The 18707-nt window shown below is 51.5% G+C and carries 10 protein-coding genes; 4 read left to right on the top strand and 6 right to left on the bottom strand.

Features of this window, described 5'->3' with window-relative positions:
- The first annotated feature begins 43 nt into the window (after positions 1 to 43).
- Positions 44 to 2224 carry a polyphosphate kinase 1 gene (gene ppk1 / locus Q9L42_RS14195; RefSeq protein ID WP_349431286.1) on the top strand — a complete coding sequence of 727 codons (2181 nt, stop codon included), beginning with the start codon at positions 44 to 46 and terminating at the stop codon, positions 2222 to 2224.
- A gap of 203 nt (positions 2225 to 2427) precedes the next feature.
- Positions 2428 to 6816 carry an EAL domain-containing protein gene (locus Q9L42_RS14190; protein WP_349431285.1) on the top strand — a complete coding sequence of 1463 codons (4389 nt, stop codon included), beginning with the start codon at positions 2428 to 2430 and terminating at the stop codon, positions 6814 to 6816.
- Between the two features lie 54 nt (positions 6817 to 6870).
- On the opposite strand, the gene lolA is transcribed toward Q9L42_RS14190, so the two are convergent.
- From lolA to Q9L42_RS14175, 3 genes are all read right to left on the bottom strand, one after another.
- A complete protein-coding gene (lolA, locus tag Q9L42_RS14185; protein ID WP_432648844.1) occupies positions 6871 to 7494 on the bottom strand; it encodes an outer membrane lipoprotein chaperone LolA in 624 nt (207 codons plus the stop codon).
- A 1-nt stretch (position 7495) separates the two neighbouring features.
- Complete coding sequence (gene mrcB, locus Q9L42_RS14180; RefSeq protein WP_432648843.1) at positions 7496 to 9841, bottom strand: penicillin-binding protein 1B; 2346 nt, start codon at positions 9839 to 9841, stop codon at positions 7496 to 7498.
- A 210-nt stretch (positions 9842 to 10051) separates the two neighbouring features.
- Positions 10052 to 11917, bottom strand: coding sequence for a GGDEF and EAL domain-containing protein (locus Q9L42_RS14175; protein WP_305907750.1), 1866 nt, complete (start codon positions 11915 to 11917; stop codon positions 10052 to 10054).
- Between the two features lie 235 nt (positions 11918 to 12152).
- On the opposite strand from Q9L42_RS14175, the gene Q9L42_RS14170 reads away from it, so the two are divergent.
- Together Q9L42_RS14170 and Q9L42_RS14165 are read left to right on the top strand one after the other, a co-directional pair.
- Positions 12153 to 13004, top strand: a complete 852-nt coding sequence (locus tag Q9L42_RS14170) for an HDOD domain-containing protein (protein ID WP_349431283.1) — start codon at positions 12153 to 12155, stop codon at positions 13002 to 13004.
- Positions 13005 to 13043: 39 nt separating this feature from the next.
- Entirely contained in the window at positions 13044 to 13691 is a 648-nt protein-coding gene (locus tag Q9L42_RS14165) for a DUF2959 domain-containing protein (RefSeq protein WP_305907752.1), read from the top strand.
- Positions 13692 to 13759: 68 nt separating this feature from the next.
- Here the strand turns inward: Q9L42_RS14165 and Q9L42_RS14160 are convergent, their stop codons facing one another.
- The 3 genes from Q9L42_RS14160 to Q9L42_RS14150 are packed head-to-tail and all read right to left on the bottom strand — an operon-like array spanning position 13760 to position 18580.
- Complete coding sequence (locus tag Q9L42_RS14160; RefSeq protein ID WP_305907753.1) at positions 13760 to 14719, bottom strand: DUF4340 domain-containing protein; 960 nt, start codon at positions 14717 to 14719, stop codon at positions 13760 to 13762.
- An 11-nt stretch (positions 14720 to 14730) separates the two neighbouring features.
- Positions 14731 to 17613 carry a Gldg family protein gene (locus tag Q9L42_RS14155; RefSeq protein WP_349431282.1) on the bottom strand — a complete coding sequence of 961 codons (2883 nt, stop codon included), beginning with the start codon at positions 17611 to 17613 and terminating at the stop codon, positions 14731 to 14733.
- Positions 17603 to 18580 carry an ABC transporter ATP-binding protein gene (locus tag Q9L42_RS14150; protein ID WP_305907756.1) on the bottom strand — a complete coding sequence of 326 codons (978 nt, stop codon included), beginning with the start codon at positions 18578 to 18580 and terminating at the stop codon, positions 17603 to 17605. Before Q9L42_RS14150 ends, Q9L42_RS14155 begins: the two co-directional genes overlap by 11 nt.
- Between the last annotated feature and the right edge of the window lie 127 nt (positions 18581 to 18707).

The following is an 18707-nucleotide window of genomic DNA, read 5'->3' as shown; positions in this document are numbered from 1 at the left end:
TTGCTGGGCGGCGCAGCTCCCTTTTGAACATAGCAGGGCGATCATGGCCAACACAATTTCTGAACATGAAAAAAATAAGTCGCCGGCTATCGCGTCTTTCGATCCGGCCGATCCGCAATGGTATCTGAACCGTGAATTGACCTGGCTGGAATTTAATAAGCGGGTCTTGCATGAGGCTGAAGATCCACGAACCTCGTTGTTGGAGCGGGTTAAATTTTTGGCCATCGTCAGTTCCAATCTGGATGAGTTTTTCATGAAGCGAATCGGCGGCCTGAAACAGCAGGTGGGCGCCGGTATCAGGGAACTCAGCGTCGATGGCCGCAGCCCCCAACAGCAAATCGACGAATGTTATGCAATGGTTCGCGACATTGAGGCCAAAAAACAAAGCTTATTCATTCACATATCCGAGTTGCTCGAACAACAAGGGATAAACATCGTCTCTTATCGGCAACTGTCCGCGGAACAGCGCCGGCAGATGCGCGAACACTATATTCGGAATATCTTTCCGCTGGTGACGCCGCAGGCCATCGACCCGGCTCATCCATTCCCATTCATTTCGAACCTGTCCCTGAATCTGCTGGCCGGGGTCTATGAGACGAAGCCGCAACAGATGACCCTGGTGAGGATAAAAGTACCGATCAGTTTCGGCGTGCGGCGCTTTATTCAAGTCGGCGACGAACAGCTTTATATCGATTTAGCCGATTTGATCGCCAATAATCTCGATCTGTTATTTCCCGGCATGAACATCGCCTTCAGCGATAATTTTCGGGTGACCCGTAATGCCATTACCGAAAAGAATGAGGAACAAGCGGACGATTTGCTGCAAATGATCGAATCCGAACTACGCGAGCGTAGATTCGCATCGGTCGTGCGATTGGAAGTCGCCGCGACGATGAATAAATTGCAAAGCGGTATGCTCGCCGCGGAACTGGGGTTAAACGAGAGACAGGATGTGTTTGTCGTAGGCCAGTTATTGGCGATGTCCGATTTGTTTCAGATTGCCTCAATCGCTCGTCCCGATCTGCTCGATCCACCGCATCACCCCTGCGATCATCCGAAGTTGGCCGGCGCCACCAATATTTTTCACGCGATACGCGAACAAGGTGTGATATTGCTGCAGCACCCGTATGAATCGTTCGTGACCACGGTCGAACGCTTTGTCAAGGAGGCCAGCCGCGATGTCAATGTGCAGGCGATCAAAATGACCTTGTATCGAACTTCCTCGGATACAAAAATTATCCAGTATCTGATCGATGCGGCCTTGAACGGCAAGCAGGTGGCCGTCGTCGTGGAACTGAAGGCGCGCTTTGACGAATCGGCCAACATCAAATGGGCGCACCGGATGGAGCAGGCTGGCATTCATGTCACTTACGGCGTTGTCGGTTTAAAAACCCATAGTAAAGTCATTTACGTGGTTCGGCAGGATTATAACGGCCTGCGACGCTATGCCCATATTGGCACCGGCAATTATCATGCCGGCACCGCGCGCATGTATACCGACCTCGGAATCTTGATTTGCGACTCCCATATCGGAGAGGAATTGACCGAACTATTCAATTTTCTGACCACCGGTCTGGTGCCGAAACGTAATTACCGCAATCTATTGACGGCGCCTAAAGTTTTGAAAGCCAGTCTGCTGGAAAAAATCGAACGGGAAATCGGCAAACACGGCATCGATAAGCCCGGCCTGATTCAGTTTAAAATGAATGCGCTGGAGGATGCCGATATCACCGCAGCGCTTTACCGGGCGTCGCAGGCCGGCGTTAAAATTGACCTGATTATTCGCGATACTTGCCGTTTAAGACCGGGCATTCCGGGGATATCCGATAATGTTAGAGTGATCAGCATCGTCGGACGTTTTCTTGAACATTCCCGGATTTTTTATTTTTTCAACGGCGGCGAAGAAGAGTATTTCATCGGTTCGGCTGATTGCATGAAGCGTAATCTGGAAAGTCGAGTCGAAGTCGTCACGCCTGTGCAAAAGACGGAGTTGCAAGCCTGTTTGCGGGAAATATTGGATGCGCAATTAAGCAATCAACGCAGCGTCTGGGACATGCAGTCCGATGGCCGCTATATTCAGCGCCACCCTAAGAGCCAGGCTGACGGTATAGGGGCTCAGGAAAGACTGATCACATTGGCTAACAATCGCATTAAACGGGCCGAATCCGGTAAGAAGCAGAAAAAAGTTAAACGCCCTAAAAGCGTCAACCGGAATACATGTTGAAAGCAGTACTGGTTTAGCCTGCATTGATAGCGCAGCTGAAAATTCCTTAACTCCCTTAATATTAGTGTGGTTATAATGCTTATTAAACTAAGCTTTATTATTCAATGACAGCGCATGACCGATTATTCCACTGACCCACCGAAGCAAGTTGCTTTCTTGGCGTGCTGTCGCGTTCCTGTAGGTCGCGTCCAGGGATTCGTGCGATGAATGTGGAACGCAAAAATTATTCTGCTCGTCTTCGCATCATACCTTGGATATTGGCCAGCATCATATTATTGGGCGGCTTTGCTATCACTGCTCATGTTTGGCGCAATATCAAGCAAGACGATTTTGAAAAACTCCAAGCCGAATTCGAGTTTTCGGCGGACATGGCCGCTAATAATATTCTGAACCGAGTTCATAGTTATGCAATGGTGATGCGTGGGGTCAAAGGATTCTATGAAGGCTCCGAACGAGTTTCCTTAGACGAGTTCCGGGACTTTGTTCGGGCCTTGGAGTTGCGCCATCAAAGCGGTGTCCAGGGCGTCGGTCTGGTGAAAATCGTCGCGAAAGACGAAAAAATTCATCATGTCGCTGAAATGCGTCGCAATGGAAGACCGGATTATCAGCTCAAGCCGGTCGGTGAGCGCCCTGTTTATGCGCCCATCATTCATATGGAGCCGATGAACGACGACAACTTGAAGGTATTGGGATTCGATGTTCTGACCGCTCCGCCGGCCAAGGCGGCGATGGAGCGGGCTCGCGATTCGGGCGATATCGCCATTACTTCCAGGATCACCCTGATCCAGGATGCCGGCAAGCCGGGGGTTTATGGATTCGTCATGTACCTGCCGATGTACCGCAAGGGGGCGAATCCCGATAGCGTGATCGCGCGGCGTGAGGCTATTGTCGCCTGGGTGGACGTGCCTTTTCGTATGAATGATCTGATGGCGGGGCTGAGCGGGTTGGTCGACCCCGGTATAGAGATCGAAATCCATGACGGAGCTCCGCGCTCCGGACTATCGTTGATGTATCGATCCGGCGCAATCGGGGAAACGGCCAATCAGGATGAAAATAGCTTAACAACGCGTCGTCGACTCGATATAGGCGGCCGCCACTGGGCGTTGCTGATGAGAACGACGCCTGTTTTCGAAGCCCGCATCTCGAACCGTCAGCGTTCAGTCATGGCGGCCCTCTTTGGCGTTGTCTTAACACTGTCGTTGGCGTGGATCGCTTGGCTGCTGGCCAGAAGGCACGCGTTTGCAAGGCTGCGCTATCGAGAATTGTTCGATCAGGCCGGCGACGGCGTTCTACTGGTAAGTCGGGATTTTCACTTTATCGACGCCAACGCCGTCGCCTTGCAAATGTTGGGTTACACACGCGAAGAGCTGATGAAGCGACGTCTGCCCGATATACTGGCCAGAAATGAGCTGCCTCTTTTGCAGCCGGCCGCCGATCAAAGCATGGGCGGCAAGCCACACTTGCAGGAATGGAGCTATAGGCGCAAGGACGGTAGCGAATCAATGGCCGAGGTCAATGTGCGTTGGCTTGATAATGACTGTCATTTAGCGATCCTGCGCGACCTAAGCGAACGTAAGAAGACCGAACGGCAAATTCGACGACTGAGCGAACTTTATCGCGCCTTGAGCGAGATGAATCAGGCCATCATTCGCATGGACGATGAAAGCGAATTACTGCCGCTGGTGTGTCGCTGCGCGGTGGATTTCGGCAACATGAAAATGGCCTGGGTCGGTCATCTAGATGCGAAGCGTTCAGACATCGCGCCGGCCGAAGCTTACGGCAGCGGCGTCGGTTTTCTTCACGGTTTGAGACTATCGGTAAACGGCGATCTCGACGAAGGTTGCGGGCCCGCCGGGACGGCGCTACGAGAAAATCGCTCGGTGATCGTCAATGATTGCCTCAGCGATCCGATGACGCGGTGTTGGCGAAGTAGGGCGCAGCGTTTCGGTTTCGGCTCCTCGGCTTCCTTTCCGATTCAGCGCAGCGGTCAGTCTTACGCGGTATTGAATGTTTATCATGGCCAGAAAGAGGCTTTTGATGAGCAAACGACGGCCTTGTTAAGGGAAATGGCCGTCGACATCAGCTTTGCGCTTGATAATTTTGATCGGGAAGATCAGCGTCAGCAGTTGGCCAAGGATCTGGATAAGGCCTATCAGCGCATTACTCATATCATCGATATCAATCCGGCTATTATTTACTCGCTGAGCGTGCGCAATTTAATGCAATGCGATTTTCGGGTCGATTTTGTCAGCGCCAACGCCCAACGGGTCACAGGCTATAGCCATGAAGACTTGCATAGACGGGATTTTTGGCGGGATCATGTGCATCCCGACGATCTTTCAACCGTTTTGCAGGCCCAGCAGCATTTGTTCGAAACCGGGCTATTGAATCATCAATATCGTTTTCGTCATGCCGACGGCCATTACCTGTGGATAGAAGATCAATTGTTGGTGAACCGGGATGAGAATGGGGATCCTTCCGGCATCGTCGGAGCCTGGTTGAATATTACCCAAGCCAAGCAGACCGAAGAGGAATTGCTGCTTAGAAAGGAGTTGTTGTTAGAATCCCAGCGCATCGCCAAGATCGGCAGCTGGCGCGTCGATATTCCATCGGGCAGGCTGACCTGGTCGCACGAGACTTACCGTCTTTATCAAGTGTCTCCCGACGAATTCGAGCATAGTTTTGACGCATTTTTGCAATTGCTCCCAGTCGAAGAGCGAACGGCTATGCGGACATGGATCGATAAATATCTGGAAGGCAAAACGCCGTCCAAACTGGAGTTCAAAATAGTCATGCCCGACGGCGGCGTACGTTTTATCGAGGCGCAAGGAGAGTTTAAGCATGATCATTGCGGCGAGGTGGTGGCGCTGCAAGGCACGATGCAGGATATTACCGAACGCGTGGCGGCGGAGCAGCAGCTGCGCCTCAATGCAAAAGTGTTTGAATCCAGTCGGGAAGGCATCGTCATCACCGACGCCGATAACAACATTGTCTCGGTCAACCGGGCATATGCCGAGATTAGCGGTTATTCCGCCGAAGAAGCGATCGGCATGACTCCCAGGCTGGTATCCTCGGGCAAGCAAGACCAGTCATTTTACCAAGCGATGTGGCGCGATATTATCGACCGCGGCCATTGGCAGGGCGAGGTGGTCAATCGGCGCAAAAACGGCGAACTGTATCCGCAGTGGATCTCGATCAATGTCATCAGGGATCAGGGCGGAAAAATCACCCATCATGTAGGCATCTTGAGCGATTTGACCGAATATAAGGCCGCCGAAGAACGTATACAGTTCTTGAGTCATTTCGATCCCTTGACCCACTTGCCTAATCGTACGCTGTTGCGCGACCGCACCCAATTGGCCTTGGCGGCGGCACATCGAGCGGGGCATCAAGTTGTCATGATGTGCCTGGATATCGACCGTTTCAAAATCATCAATGATTCGTTAGGACCGCAGATAGGCGATCAGCTGATCAAAAAACTGTCCGTCCGTTTGACTAGCCATTTGCATCCCGATGATACGTTGAGCCGACAGGGCGGCGACGAATTCATCCTATTATTGCCAGAAACGAACGCCGAAGGAGCGGCGCATGTCGCACAAAAAGTGTTGACGCAAGTGGCTCTGCCTTTTGTCATCAACGACCACTCTCTCACCTTGACTGCGAGTATCGGCATCGCCGAATATCCGCAGGATGGCGAAAATTTCGAACAGTTGATGCAGTCGGCCGATGCGGCGCTGTTTCGCGCCAAGGAAAATGGGCGCAACAATTTTCAGTTTTTTACCCGTCAATTGCACGATCATGCCAAACATGTCTTGGAAATTGAAAATGAATTACGCCAAGCTCTGGAGAAAGGGGAATTGCGCCTGTATTATCAGCCGCAGGTCGATGTCGAAAGCTGGCGTATCATCGGTGCGGAAGCACTGATACGCTGGCGACATCACTCCAAAGGCATGCTCTCCCCCGGTCTGTTTATACCGGTCGCCGAAGAAAGCGGGCTGATCAGCGAAATCGGCGACTGGGTATTGCTCGAAGCGGTTCGCCAGATAGCCGACTGGCAAGCGGCCGGTTTGCCGATCGTTCCGGTCGCGATCAATATTTCTGTTGCGCAATTTCGTCAAGATGCGCTTTATCAGAAAGTCGTTCAGGCTTTGCGCGACTATAAGCTCGATCCGTCGATGCTGGAATTGGAAATGACCGAGGGGATCGCAATGGATAGCAGCGGCAGAACGACCGGGATGTTGGACCAATTTAATGCGTTGGGAGTCAAGCTTTCGATTGACGATTTCGGCACCGGTTATTCATCGCTCAGCTATCTAAAACGCTATAAAATCGATAAGCTAAAAATCGACCAGTCCTTTATACGCGATCTTTGTTTCGACCCCGACGACGAAGCGATAGTCACCGCGATTATCGGCATGGCCAACAGTCTCGGGTTTAAAGTTGTCGCGGAAGGCGTCGAGACTCGCGAGCAGCTCGAGTATCTTAAACACAAACAGTGCGATGAAGTACAAGGCTATTTCTTCAGCAAGCCGGTGCCGGCGGAGGCCTTCGCCGAGTTGTTGCGCGTCGGCAAGATCAGCAAGTGTGAATGAACTTAGCTGACGAAGCGGTCCATGAGGTTCCGCTTCAAGGGTTTAGGGTGGGTTTCACTGACCGAAGACATCGACGCCTTCCGGGACCTCGAAGTGAAATGTTTCGTCGGTCAGCGACGGATTAAGTTTTAGGTTGCTAAAGTAGATTCGGGTCAGTTGGCCGAAGTTGTCGCTCAATTCCATGCCGGCCAACTTGCCCTCACTGAGACCGATCAAAATATATTTAAAGCCGCTTTGCTCGTTTTTGGGCGATAACTTGATCCAGTTCAGGCCTTCATCCTGTCCTTGCTGCTTCAGCAGGAAGCTTTCTTCCAAATCGATTTCTCCGCTCAACAACAAGGCGGGGGTGGCGCCCAGTGAATCGTCGATAGTTTTGATGGTGACCTGTTCCAAATCGGCATCGTAAAACCAAACTTTGTCTTGGTTGGAAATAATTTCCTGAATAAAAGGTTTTTGATACTGCCAGCGGAAATAGCCCGGTCTGCGCAAATAAAATACGCCGAAACTGGTTTGCGCCGGATTGCCGTGTTGATCGAAACTAACCTGTTTGAAATCGGCGGTCAACGATCGGGTGGAAGATAGAAATGATTTCAGTTGCTGTTCGGGCGTTTCCGCCGCTTGAGCAAGGCTGACGGCGAAGATTAACGGGATCAGTAGTCTAATTTTTGCTAGCATCATCTTAAAAGTTATCTTGTAAAAAGTCATTGAACCAATGTTTCGCCTTGTCTACCGCAGTTTCGACACATGGCGACGTTTCCGTCGGCGCCGAACCTTGCACGAAGGGATATAAATGGGCTTCGGCACAGTGTTCATTAGCGAGCAAGCCGGTTTCCGGGTCGATCCATTGCATCTCTATGTTGTCTGGTGGGATTAGGTTGACCGGTTGTTTGGCGATCTCTTTCATCAATTGGATCCATACTTGCAGGGCGCCGCTGGCGCCGGTCAGGCCTGCGGGTTTGTTATCATCTCGCCCCAACCAGACCACCGACAGATAGTCGCCGCTGAAACCGGCAAACCAGCTGTCCCTTAGTTTATTGGTAGTGCCTGTTTTGCCGGCCAGACCCAGGGTCTTCGGCAAATACAGATAGGCCGAACGACCAGTGCCTTCATTCATCACCTCCTGCAATATGGTATTGGTAATGTAGGTGACCGCAGGGTCTATCGTTTGTCTTACCGTGTAAGGATAGCTCTGCAAGCGTTCGCCATCGGCGGCGATCACGGCGCGTATCGAGCGTAATGGCGAGGCAAAACCGTCGCCGGCCAGAGTCTGGTACATTTGCGTGACTTCCAGTGGCGTTAGCGGCGATGCGCCCAGCAATAACGACGGAAATAAATCGACCTCTCTGCTGACGCCCATGTTGCGCAAGGTTTTAGCCGTTCGGGCGATGCCGACATCCATCCCGACCCTGACGGTGGCTAAGTTATAGGAATGACTGAGCGCGGTATGCAATTCAACTTCGCCATGTTCTTGATTATCATAGTTTTTCGGGTTCCAATCCTTGCCTTTCGGTCCCTTGACTTCGATCGCTGCGTCGTCGATTTTAGTGGTGATGGTGTATTTATTCGGATACTCGAGCGCCGTCAGGTATACGACGGGCTTGATTAATGAACCTATCGGGCGGATCGCATCCAGGGCCCGGTTAAATCCGGCCGAGGAGGCATGTCGGCTGCCTGCCAGCGCGACGATTTCGGCGCTGTCCCGGCTGGTGACAACGGCGGCGCTTTCCAGTTTATTGACGTTAGATTTTTTTTCCAGATGCGGTAATTTGTTTTTTAAGGTGTTTTCCAACTCATTTTGGATCGTCACATCCAGCGTGGTGAAGACTCTCAGCCCTTCCGAAGTCAGGTCTTCTTCCCGGTATTCTTGTCTCAACTGCCTCTTCACCAAGTCTAAAAAGGCCGGGTAGCGATTCGCCGAACGATGGACCCGAGAAATCACCGCTAATTTCTCGTGTTTTGCCGCCTGCGCCTGCCTTTTGGTGATGAAGCCCTGATGCTGCATTTCATCGAGCACCAGGTTGCGCCGTTTTACCGCTCTGTCGGGATAACGCCGCGGGTCGTAATACGAAGGGCCGCGGACCAGCGCGACCAGTGTCGCTATTTGGTGCAGGGATAGGTTCTCAAGCGGTCTGCCAAAGTAAAACTCGCTGGCCAGGCCAAAGCCGTGGACGGCGCTGGCGCCATCCTGGCCCAGATAGATCTCGTTTAGATAAGCCTCCAGAATATCATCTTTGTTGAAGCGATACTCCAGAATTAGCGCCATCAGCGCTTCGTTAGCTTTGCGCCATAGGCTTCGTTCCGAGGTCAAATAAAAATTTTTGACTAATTGTTGGGTGATCGTGCTGCCGCCCTGAACGACGCCGCCGGCCTTTAGGTTGGCCCATATGGCTCGGGCAATGGCCTTGAAAGACACGCCAAAGTGCTGGTAAAAGTCTCTGTCCTCGGTCGCCAACAAGCCTTGGATCAGGGCGTCCGGGGTATTTTCCAATTTAATCAGGATCCTGTCTTCCTTGCGGGTGGGGTAAAAACTGCCGATTTGCACCGGATCCATGCGATAAATCGCCAGATTGCCGGAATTGCTCAGATTGATGATGCGATCAACGCGGGAGCCATGGAAACTGATCTTTAATGATTGACTATTTTGTTGTGTGTCCCAGAAGTCAAAACTCTTGGTTTTTAGATAAACTTGATTCTTTTTGACGTAATAAGTCCCTTGCGAGGCAAGGTGATAATCATGCCGATAATTTAATTGGCTAAGCAGTTCTTCGAATTTCTTGAGGCTCAGTTCATAGCCGGTATAGAGTTCGACCGGACTGGCGTAGACGCGGGCCGGTATCGACCAGCGTTTGCCGGCAAACTGTTTGCGTACGGTGTAGTCGAGATAGCCTAGATAGGAAAAGAACACAAATCCGGCGAATATCAGGCTATAGAGTAAGGTTTTTTTTAACCATGACATCGGTCGCTTTTGGCGCTGATTCTTTTTGGTGACTTTTGTCTTTGCTTTGCTTTTTACTTTTTTCGCCATTAAATCTCGGGGTGTTGTTTGCAATATATCGATGAGTTTTAGCTCAACATCGTTCTGTCGTGGATCGACAGGCAATCTGTCGTTGTCGACCCGAGACGGATTGTCTATTATCTAATATTTGCGGCTGAATCGCGACTGAATGGCATCATGGAGGTGACTGATAGACGCTGAAAAGGACGTGCTTTAACCGGGAGGAAGATTAATTAGGCATTAATTTCCTGGGATTTGTTCGGCCATGCCGGGTCCCTGCGTAGGTGGGGGCTGCATTAAGTTCATGATGGACATGCTGTTACTTTGTAGTAAGTTGATTTCCGGTTTGCCAAAAATATAGCCTTGTCCGAAATCAATGCCGTACTCCTTTAGTTTTTTGATCGTCGTTGGAGTTTCGACGAATTCGGCAATGGTTTTTTTACCCAGGCGGGCGGCGATCTCCGCCATCGACTTGACTAACACCTGGTCGGTTTCATCGTTGTTTAGGTTCTGAATGAACTGGCCGTCGATTTTGACATAATCGACCGGAAAGCTTTTAAGATAATTGAACGAGCAAAAACCGGCGCCGAAGTCATCCAATGCGAACTTACAGCCCAATGCCCTGATTTTAATGATCATGTCGCGGGCCTTCTCATAGTTTTGAAAGGCGGCTGTTTCGGTGATTTCGAAGGTCAGCCGCTTGGCGTCAACCCAGGTGAGCTCCAGTTTGTCTCTGATGGTCTGCAATAGTTTCGTTTCTTGAAACGCCGTGCTAGAGAGGTTGATCGCGAGAGAGACATGGGACATGTCGGCAGGCAGACCGGCCAAAAAGTCGATCGCGGTTTCGACGACCCACAGGTCGATGCTATGGATCAGTCCCATGCGTTCGGCCGCCGGAATAAACTGATTGGGCGAAATAACCACATCATCTTCGCCTTTCATTCTGATCAAGGCTTCGTAATGGGAGATTTCACCGCTACTTAGAGCCACGACCGGTTGATAAACGAGGAATAATTCTTTTTCCAGCAAGGCTTTTTTGATCAGCGGCACCCAATAAATATCGCGTCTTCTTTCTTTGACGGCGACATCGTTCTCATTGAACAGCCATAACATATTGCGGCCGTTTTCCTTGGCGTTATTACAGGCTTGGCGGGCTCGCAACACCAGTTCGCTGGGATGATAGATATGGCTGGCGGCATTCAGCGTGGAAATGCCGATGGAAATCGAGATGCTGTAGCAGACTTCGCCGGTGAAGAAACGAAATTCCTCGACCGCTTTTTTTATTTTTTCGGCATAGGTCAATACCTGGCCTTCGTTTTTGTTTTCTAGGAACAAACAAAATTCATCCGATCCTATGCGAGCGAACAGGTTTTTAGCGGAAACGAATTTCCTGATCAATACGACCAATTCCACCAGCAAGCGGTCGCCGACTTCAAAACCTTCCAGCTCATTGATCATGCTGAAGCGGTCGACATCAATGAACAACAAGGCGCCATTGGGCGTTAAATCCTTGCCGCGATTCAGAATCAGCCTCAGTTGACGCTCAAAATTGTTGCGATTATACAAGCCGGTCAACTCGTCATGGACGACCAGATATTTCAATTTTGAATCGACAACCTTGCGTTCCGCTAACTCATTGATCAGCCTTTCTTCCTGCTTATGCCTGAGAAAGCGTTCATGTTTCATGTTTAATTGAAAACCCACTAACAGCAGTAATTCATGATAGTTAAGCGGGTATTGCATCGCTTGAGTCAGGCATTGATTATGAGCTTCGCTATTATCCGGGGCGCAAAAATAATGCGGATCGACGATCTCCTTACTCAATACGATGAAGGGGATGATTGAACCATCGGTGGCGCAGGAAAGGCTTAGGCACATTTCCCGCACCTGGCATTGCGGCAATTGATCATTGATAATGACCAGCCCGATTTGTTCGGGGCGGTTATAAAAGGGTCTTAAGATTTCATAGACTTTGCTGCCGTCTTCGGCGATGCGAATATTCTGGAATCCATTTTCGGTTAATACGGCAATCAGTTTTTGCGCTGAGTCCTCTTCATGTTCGGCGACAATAATGATCTTATCTTGCAGTGAACTATAATTAACCATAATAGCGACCAAGCTCATCAGTGAGTCTGCCGTTCATTGAATCCATCAACAGCAGCAGTTTTAAATTAACAACCGAACCTAATGCATTATTCCGAGCATCACGGTTGGCGGCGATATAACATATGGCGACAAAACTTGTAATTCTTCGTGGAAGGTCTAGTGTTTAATTAGTTTTTATTTGTCCTTCTCTATTTTAGTATAGGCATTATTTTAAGAATTGAAAGCTTAATAGTTTATGGTCACTTCTTTACAATCAGATTTAACAGTTTCGGATCTGCTGAAAGGCGATTTACAACTGGCTTCGCCGCCAGCGATTTATTTCGAGCTGAAAAAAGTTATCGAAGATCCACATAAGTCGATGACCGATGCCGCCTTCGTGATCGAAAAGGATGCGGCGTTAGCCCTTAAATTGTTGAAAATCGTCAATAGCGCCTTTTATGGTTTTCCTTCCCGCATTAGTTCGGTAAACAGAGCGGTTACCATCATAGGTCTGCAGGAATTGCAGAACCTGATTCTCGGCGCCGTGATTATCGAACGCTTCTCCGATTTACCCGGCGATATTATCTCGATGCATGATTTTTGGGCTAGGAGTCTGAAATGCGCATTAATTTCTAGGGAACTAGACGACTATTTGGGGAGAGAATATTGCGATGCCGTTTTTCTATGCGGACTGTTGCACGATATCGGTCAATTGGTTTTTTTTCGCCGCATTCCCGAATTAGCCAGAGAGGTCGAGCTCTTGGTGCAGTCCAAGCAGGACATAACGCTGGAAGATCAAAGCGCCGTTGAAGATCAGGTGATAGGTTTTGATCACTATCGGACCGGCGCCGAGCTTTGTCGCAGCTGGAAACTGCCTGATATTATTGTCGAAAGCATCAGGCTGCATAATTATCCGGATAATACCGGCCGTTATTTCAAAATTTCGGCAATGACTCGGTTGGCGAATTATTATTCAAAATTGGAACTCGAGCACAATGCCGTCATCGCCAATAGCTTGGGTATTTCGGCGCCGGAAATGGAGGTTATTCTGGAACAAGCCTATAGTCAGTTCGACGAAATCTTTAATTTGTTTTACTCAGGCCATTAACAACTTGACCCGGCAACAGGCTATTCAACAGGTTCGATCATGACATTAAACAATTTCTCAGCAGCGTTTTTCTCTTTCTTATTACTGTCCGGCTGTTCCAGCATGTATTACAACACCTTGGAACAGATCGGTATTCCCAAACGGGAGGTCATGGTTCATCGGGTTGAAAAGGCCCGTGATACCCAGGAAGAAACCAAGGAGCAGTTCAAATCGGCCTTGGAACAATTTACCGCTGTCACCAATTACAGGGGCGGGGATCTAGAGCAGGTTTATAACAAATTAAATACTGAATATCTCGCCAGTGTCGACAAAGCCGACGAGGTTAAAAAGCGTATCGAGGATATCGAAGATGTTTCCGAAGCGTTGTTTGCCGAATGGGAAGAAGAACTTCAGCAATACAGCAGCGCTTCGTTAAGAAGGAGCAGTGCAAGAAAACTGGCGAATACTCGCAACCATTACCAGCAGTTGATCGCCGCGATGAAACGGGCAGAAGCGAAAATCGAACCGGTTTTGGCCGTTTTTAAAGATCAGGTTTTATATTTAAAGCACAACTTGAATGCGCAGGCGATTGCCTCGTTGAAGGGGGAGCTAGATACGGTCAAGGCGGATATCTCATCGCTGATTATCGCGATGGAAAACTCGATCGATGAGGCCAACGCCTTCATCAAGACGATGGAAAGCAATTAACCCGGTTGGCGGCGAATATGCTCGCCGCCATGAGCTGAACTAATTCATTTCATTAAAAGCTTCGTTGCTTACCGATCGTCTTTTCCCTCAGGCGTTTCAGTCGACTGTTCGGCGGCTTCAGGACTGGCCTCGGTCAGCTGGTTCAGATCTATTGCCGCGATGCGGTCATAGTCGAACTGACTCAGCGTAAAAATAGTCTCCCTGTCATCACGGCTGACATAATACTTTCCGTCGGCGTTGATGAAACGGTAGCGCCAGTGACCTTGAGGCCCGGAAACCTCAAGGCTGATCACATCGGTTCCGGCCGCTTGCAGATCTGGCGCCTGATCGGTCGCCGCCAACACGCGCAAGTTTCTCAGTGCCGCCGCCAATTGTCGCGCTTCTTCCTGGTTTAATTCAGGAGCTGGGTCTTCGGCGTCTTCCGTTGCCATGAAATGCCAGCCAGGTTCTTGTTGCTTCAGCTGATAATCCGGTCCCTTGATGCGCTTTATTTTACTGACCGCGAGCAGGGACTTGTCCAGCCAGTCTTGTTTTTTCGCCGGCCAATCGAAACTGTTCAGCTTAGCGCTATAAACGGCATTATCACCGGCTCGGCGTATATGCGATTGGCGAAAACCGGATGCAGTGCCGATATAGAGCTCTCCGGCCAGCGTGTCGCCCTGATACAACTGCAGGCGACGCTGGAATTTGTCTTCCGCCACCTCGAAACGTTGATGGCTGCTTGTTGTGGTCGCAACCGGCCAGCCGCTTTTCAAGTCGTGCAGTTTGTCGAGCAGACTTTCCAATTTGTCGGCGTCCGCCGGCAGTTTCTGCAAGGCCGGAATCCGCCAGTCATCACCGGATTTAGTCAACGTGACGCTATGCTCGCCGTCGCTGATTAAAATCCGCTCCAGTTGCTCCGCGTTAAAGCTTAATAAGGCTAGTCCCTGGTTTTCTTGCCGCGGCTTCAAGCCGCCCCAGAACAATGCCGCGGCAATCAGCAGTTGCGCCAGCAGCAGTCCGCTTAACCAGGTTTGAAGTTTTGTCATCGCATGCCTCCTTAATCTACCAATAAACGTAAATATTCCCGCTGTCGCGCCTTGTGCCGCTGCCGTTGCAGCAATGCGACGATACCCAATGCGATGGCGGCCAGGGCATAATTCAGATATTCCCAGAACAATTGCTCGCCATGTTCCAAGGGCGGAAGGGTGCGGTTGAAGTGTCCGCGCGTCCGGATGCTCAATAGACTGGCATCCTCCAGCGACCAGTCGATGCTGTTGGCGACCAATTGCAGGGAGTTCAGGTATTCGCTGCGGCTGCTCGAGCCGGCCAGATGGATCATCTGGTCGTTGAGAAAGTCGTTGGACGCGAACAAGATGATGCGGGCCGATTGTGGAGAATGCTCGATCACGCCGGAAGCGGCAACGTCGTCATCTTCGATGGATTCTTCGTTGGAGCTTTCCTCCTTCTTCAGTAATGGCGAAGGCTTGCCGGCGAAGTAGGAATCGAAACGTCCGGCGCTGATCACGCCTAATAGTTGCGAACCGGTTTCGCCTTCAGGCTGATAGTGAGTTTGGCCGCTATTGTCGATACGCGGCATCACGTCGGTAGCTGCGGATAACCACGATTGCTCGGAGCTGCGTAGCAACTCGGTGATCGTGCGCAGTTTTTGCTTTTCCTGGTCTACGACCACCGGCGACGCCCAGGCCAACGTCAGTTGCGGCAGATCCGCGGTAATCGGATGATCCTGATTGAGGCCTTCGCCGCGTAAGTCGATGAAATAGGGATAATCCAGCATGCGCAATTCCTGTAACTGGAAGCCGCCGACGTTGCGTGTGACCGGCAGCGGAAAGGCCGAGTTCTGCGGATCCAGCACCAGCTTGTCTTGCAAGCTTAGTCCATGATGCGCGAGCCAGTCGGATAGGCCGCTGTGATGTTTTTGCACGGTCAGCGTACGAGGCGTCAGCGTGGCGCTGAACGGCGAGGTGGCGGCGATAACGGTGCCGCCTTGCATCAGGAACTGGTCGACCGCGAACAGTTGTTTCTCGTTTAGATCCGTGGGCGAGAGCAATAACAGGATATCGGCTTCGCCGGACACATGGCCGTCATCCAGGTCTTCCTGTTGCACATTCAGTTCGGCGCCGAGAAAGTTTTCCAGTTCGCTGAATTGGGGGCCTTCCATGCCGTAGCGCGCATAAGCCGGATTGCCTGCCGGAGCGACCATCGCGACGGTTTTGGTGAAGCCGCTGGCGAAACGTTTGATGCCGGCTTCCAGGTTGCGCCTAAAACTGTCTTCGCTCATGTCGTCTAGCGGAATCTGCACGACTTGTTCAGCGTTAGCCAGGGTCAGATAAAAGTAAAAGTGGTGCTCACTGAATAAATTGGCGGCCATCGCTTGAAAGCCGTAATCTTCGGCGATTTGGCGGGCGACTTTACCGCCGTCGGCATTAGGGTCGATGAAGTTGGCGCTGAGACGGCCGTCGGCTTGCGCCTGCATGTCTTCGATCACCGATTTCACGGTTTTTTTGAATACCACCAGTTCTTCAGGCAATGTGACGTCGGCCGAGACATAGGCGTTGAAGGTCAATTCGCCCTTGACGGTGTCAAACAAATTACCGCTGGCCTGATAGGCGTTCAATACCTTCTTGATCGCTCGGGTCAGGTCGTGTTCAGGATTGCGCAGCCGCACTTCCAGGTCGGTCTCGCTACGGGTTTGGATCTCGATCAGGTCGCGAAATCCCAAAACCTGATGTTCGTCGCCATACTGAACCAAGATGTTGAAATAGGAGCTGACGATTGCCGATTGGTAACGATCGGCAATCTGAAACGGTATCGGTTGGATGCCGTATTTTTGATTGGCTTCCTGCTCGAGCTCCGGTTCTTTCAGCGGATCGACGAATTCGACTCGGACCTTGTCGTGGCCGGCGATTTCGTATTCGCGCATCAGGTCGCGTAGTTGCGGCACTAGCGGCGCCAGCAACGGATGAGTCTTGCTGCTGAAATAACCGCGCAGCAACAAGGGTTCCCGCAGTTGGTTTAGATAGCGCTCGGTGGCTTCCGAGATAGAGTATTGATCACCTTCGGTGACATCGACCCGCAAGGCTTGAATCTGGCCGAGCCAGAGATTGGCGCCCAAGGCATTGCCCAGCAGCAGTGCGGTGACGATACGCCAGCTTTTATGATGTGGCGTCGTTTCAGTGGTCGCCCAGCGTTCCTTTTCCAGCACGTAGGTGTTCAGGGTTAGAAATACGGCGATGATGCTGAAATAATAATACAGGTCGCGTAGATCGATGACGCCGCGGGTGATCGAATCGAAGCGGGAGCCGCTGCCGAGCAGACGCAGCCATTCGCCGGTCCGGGTGCCGAAGAAATCGGTGATGGCCTCGTTGCCGAGTAGATAGAACACGCCGCATAACGCAGTGGCGCTGATCAGACTGACGATCTGGTTATCGCTGCGAGCCGAAACGAATAGGCCGATGCTCAGATAGGCCGCACCCAGCAGTAGGGTGGCCAGATAACCGGCCCAGACCGGGCCCCAATCAAGATCGCCGATTAAGGCCACGGTGATCGGCAGCGGCAGCGTGATCAGCAGCGCGGTGGCTAACAAGGTCAGGCAACCGGCAAATTTACCGATAACGAAATGCCACAGCGGCGCCGGCTGGGTCAACACATGCTCCAGCGTGCCGGTGCGTCTTTCCTCGCTCCACAACCGCATCGTCAAAGTGCTGGCCAGGAAGATCAGCAGCACCGGCATCCATTCGAACAGCGGCCTCACGTCTGCGATATTGCGGGCGAAAAAGGCTTCGCCCCAGAAAAAAATGAATAGGGTGATTGCCGCGAAGGTCGCCAGAAACAGATAGGCGATCGGTGAGGCGAAAAATAGGGTGGTTTCCTTGCCGGCGATCCGGCGAATTAACGGCAGGGCTTGGCTGTCAGGCTGCATCGCTTAATTCCTCCTTTGCTTTGGTCTCGACCGTGGCGTTGCTGACTTCTCGGAACAAGGTTTCCAGGTCGCGCTGTTCTGGATGCAGTTGATAGAGTTCGGCGCCGGCCTCGATGATGCTTTTCGCCAGTGCGGCGCTGATGGTATTGCAGGCGTCCCGTTCGGATAGCGTCAGGCGATAGCGATAGCCGCCCTCCGGTTCGGCGGCATGGCTCAATACTTCCAGGTTTTCGATGCCGTTTAGCGCGCGTAGCCGTTGCTCTGCTGATTGCGGCGCCAGCGTCGTCGCAATCAGCAGATGATTGCTATGGCGTAGTTCGTCGAGCCTGGCGTCCACGGCCAGTCGGCCGTTGCGCAGGATCAATGCCCGGTCGCATAGGGCTTCAACTTCCTGCATGATATGGGTGGACAGAATCACCGTCGCATCTTGGGCGAGATCTCGGATTAGCCGCCGCATTTGTTCGGTTTGGGTGGGGTCCAGGCCATTGGTCGGCTCGTCTAGAATCAACAATCTGGGCTGGCCGAGAATGGCTTGGGCGACGCCGACCCTTTGCTTATAGCCTCTCGATAGCGTGGAGATCGGCGATAGCAGGCGATCGGCGATTGCGGTGGCGCCGATCGCACGCTTGATTTCCAGATATTTGTGATCGCCTGTCAGGCCTTTCAGTTCCGCGGCGTAGTCCAGGTAGTCGGCTACACTCATTTCCGGATAGATCGGCAGGCTTTCCGGCAGGTAGCCCAGGGTACGCTGCACCTGTTTGGCGTCATCGGTCAGATCGATGCCGTCGATGCTGATGCGTCCTTGATTGGGCTCCAGGTAGCCGCTCAACATCTTCATGATCGTGGTTTTGCCGGCGCCGTTATGCCCTAACAGGCCGACGATTTCGCCTTGACCGATACTGAAACCGACTCGGTCTACCGCGACAAAGTCGCCGTAGAGACGGGTCAAGTCGCTGACTTCCAGCATGTTGTCCTCCTTATCGAACGATATGTATGAATGTTTGTTTGTTTGTTGCTTATCGAAGATTATTGGGCTAGGCGGCGGGTGTAGCCCAAATGATTTTTAACTTATCCTACAGTTGACTCAGCAGGGG

Origin of the sequence: Methylomarinum sp. Ch1-1, assembly GCF_030717995.2 — a bacterium.
GTDB classification, from domain to species: Bacteria; Pseudomonadota; Gammaproteobacteria; order Methylococcales; family Methylomonadaceae; genus Methylomarinum; species Methylomarinum roseum.
This window is presented reverse-complemented; position numbering and strand designations above follow the sequence as displayed.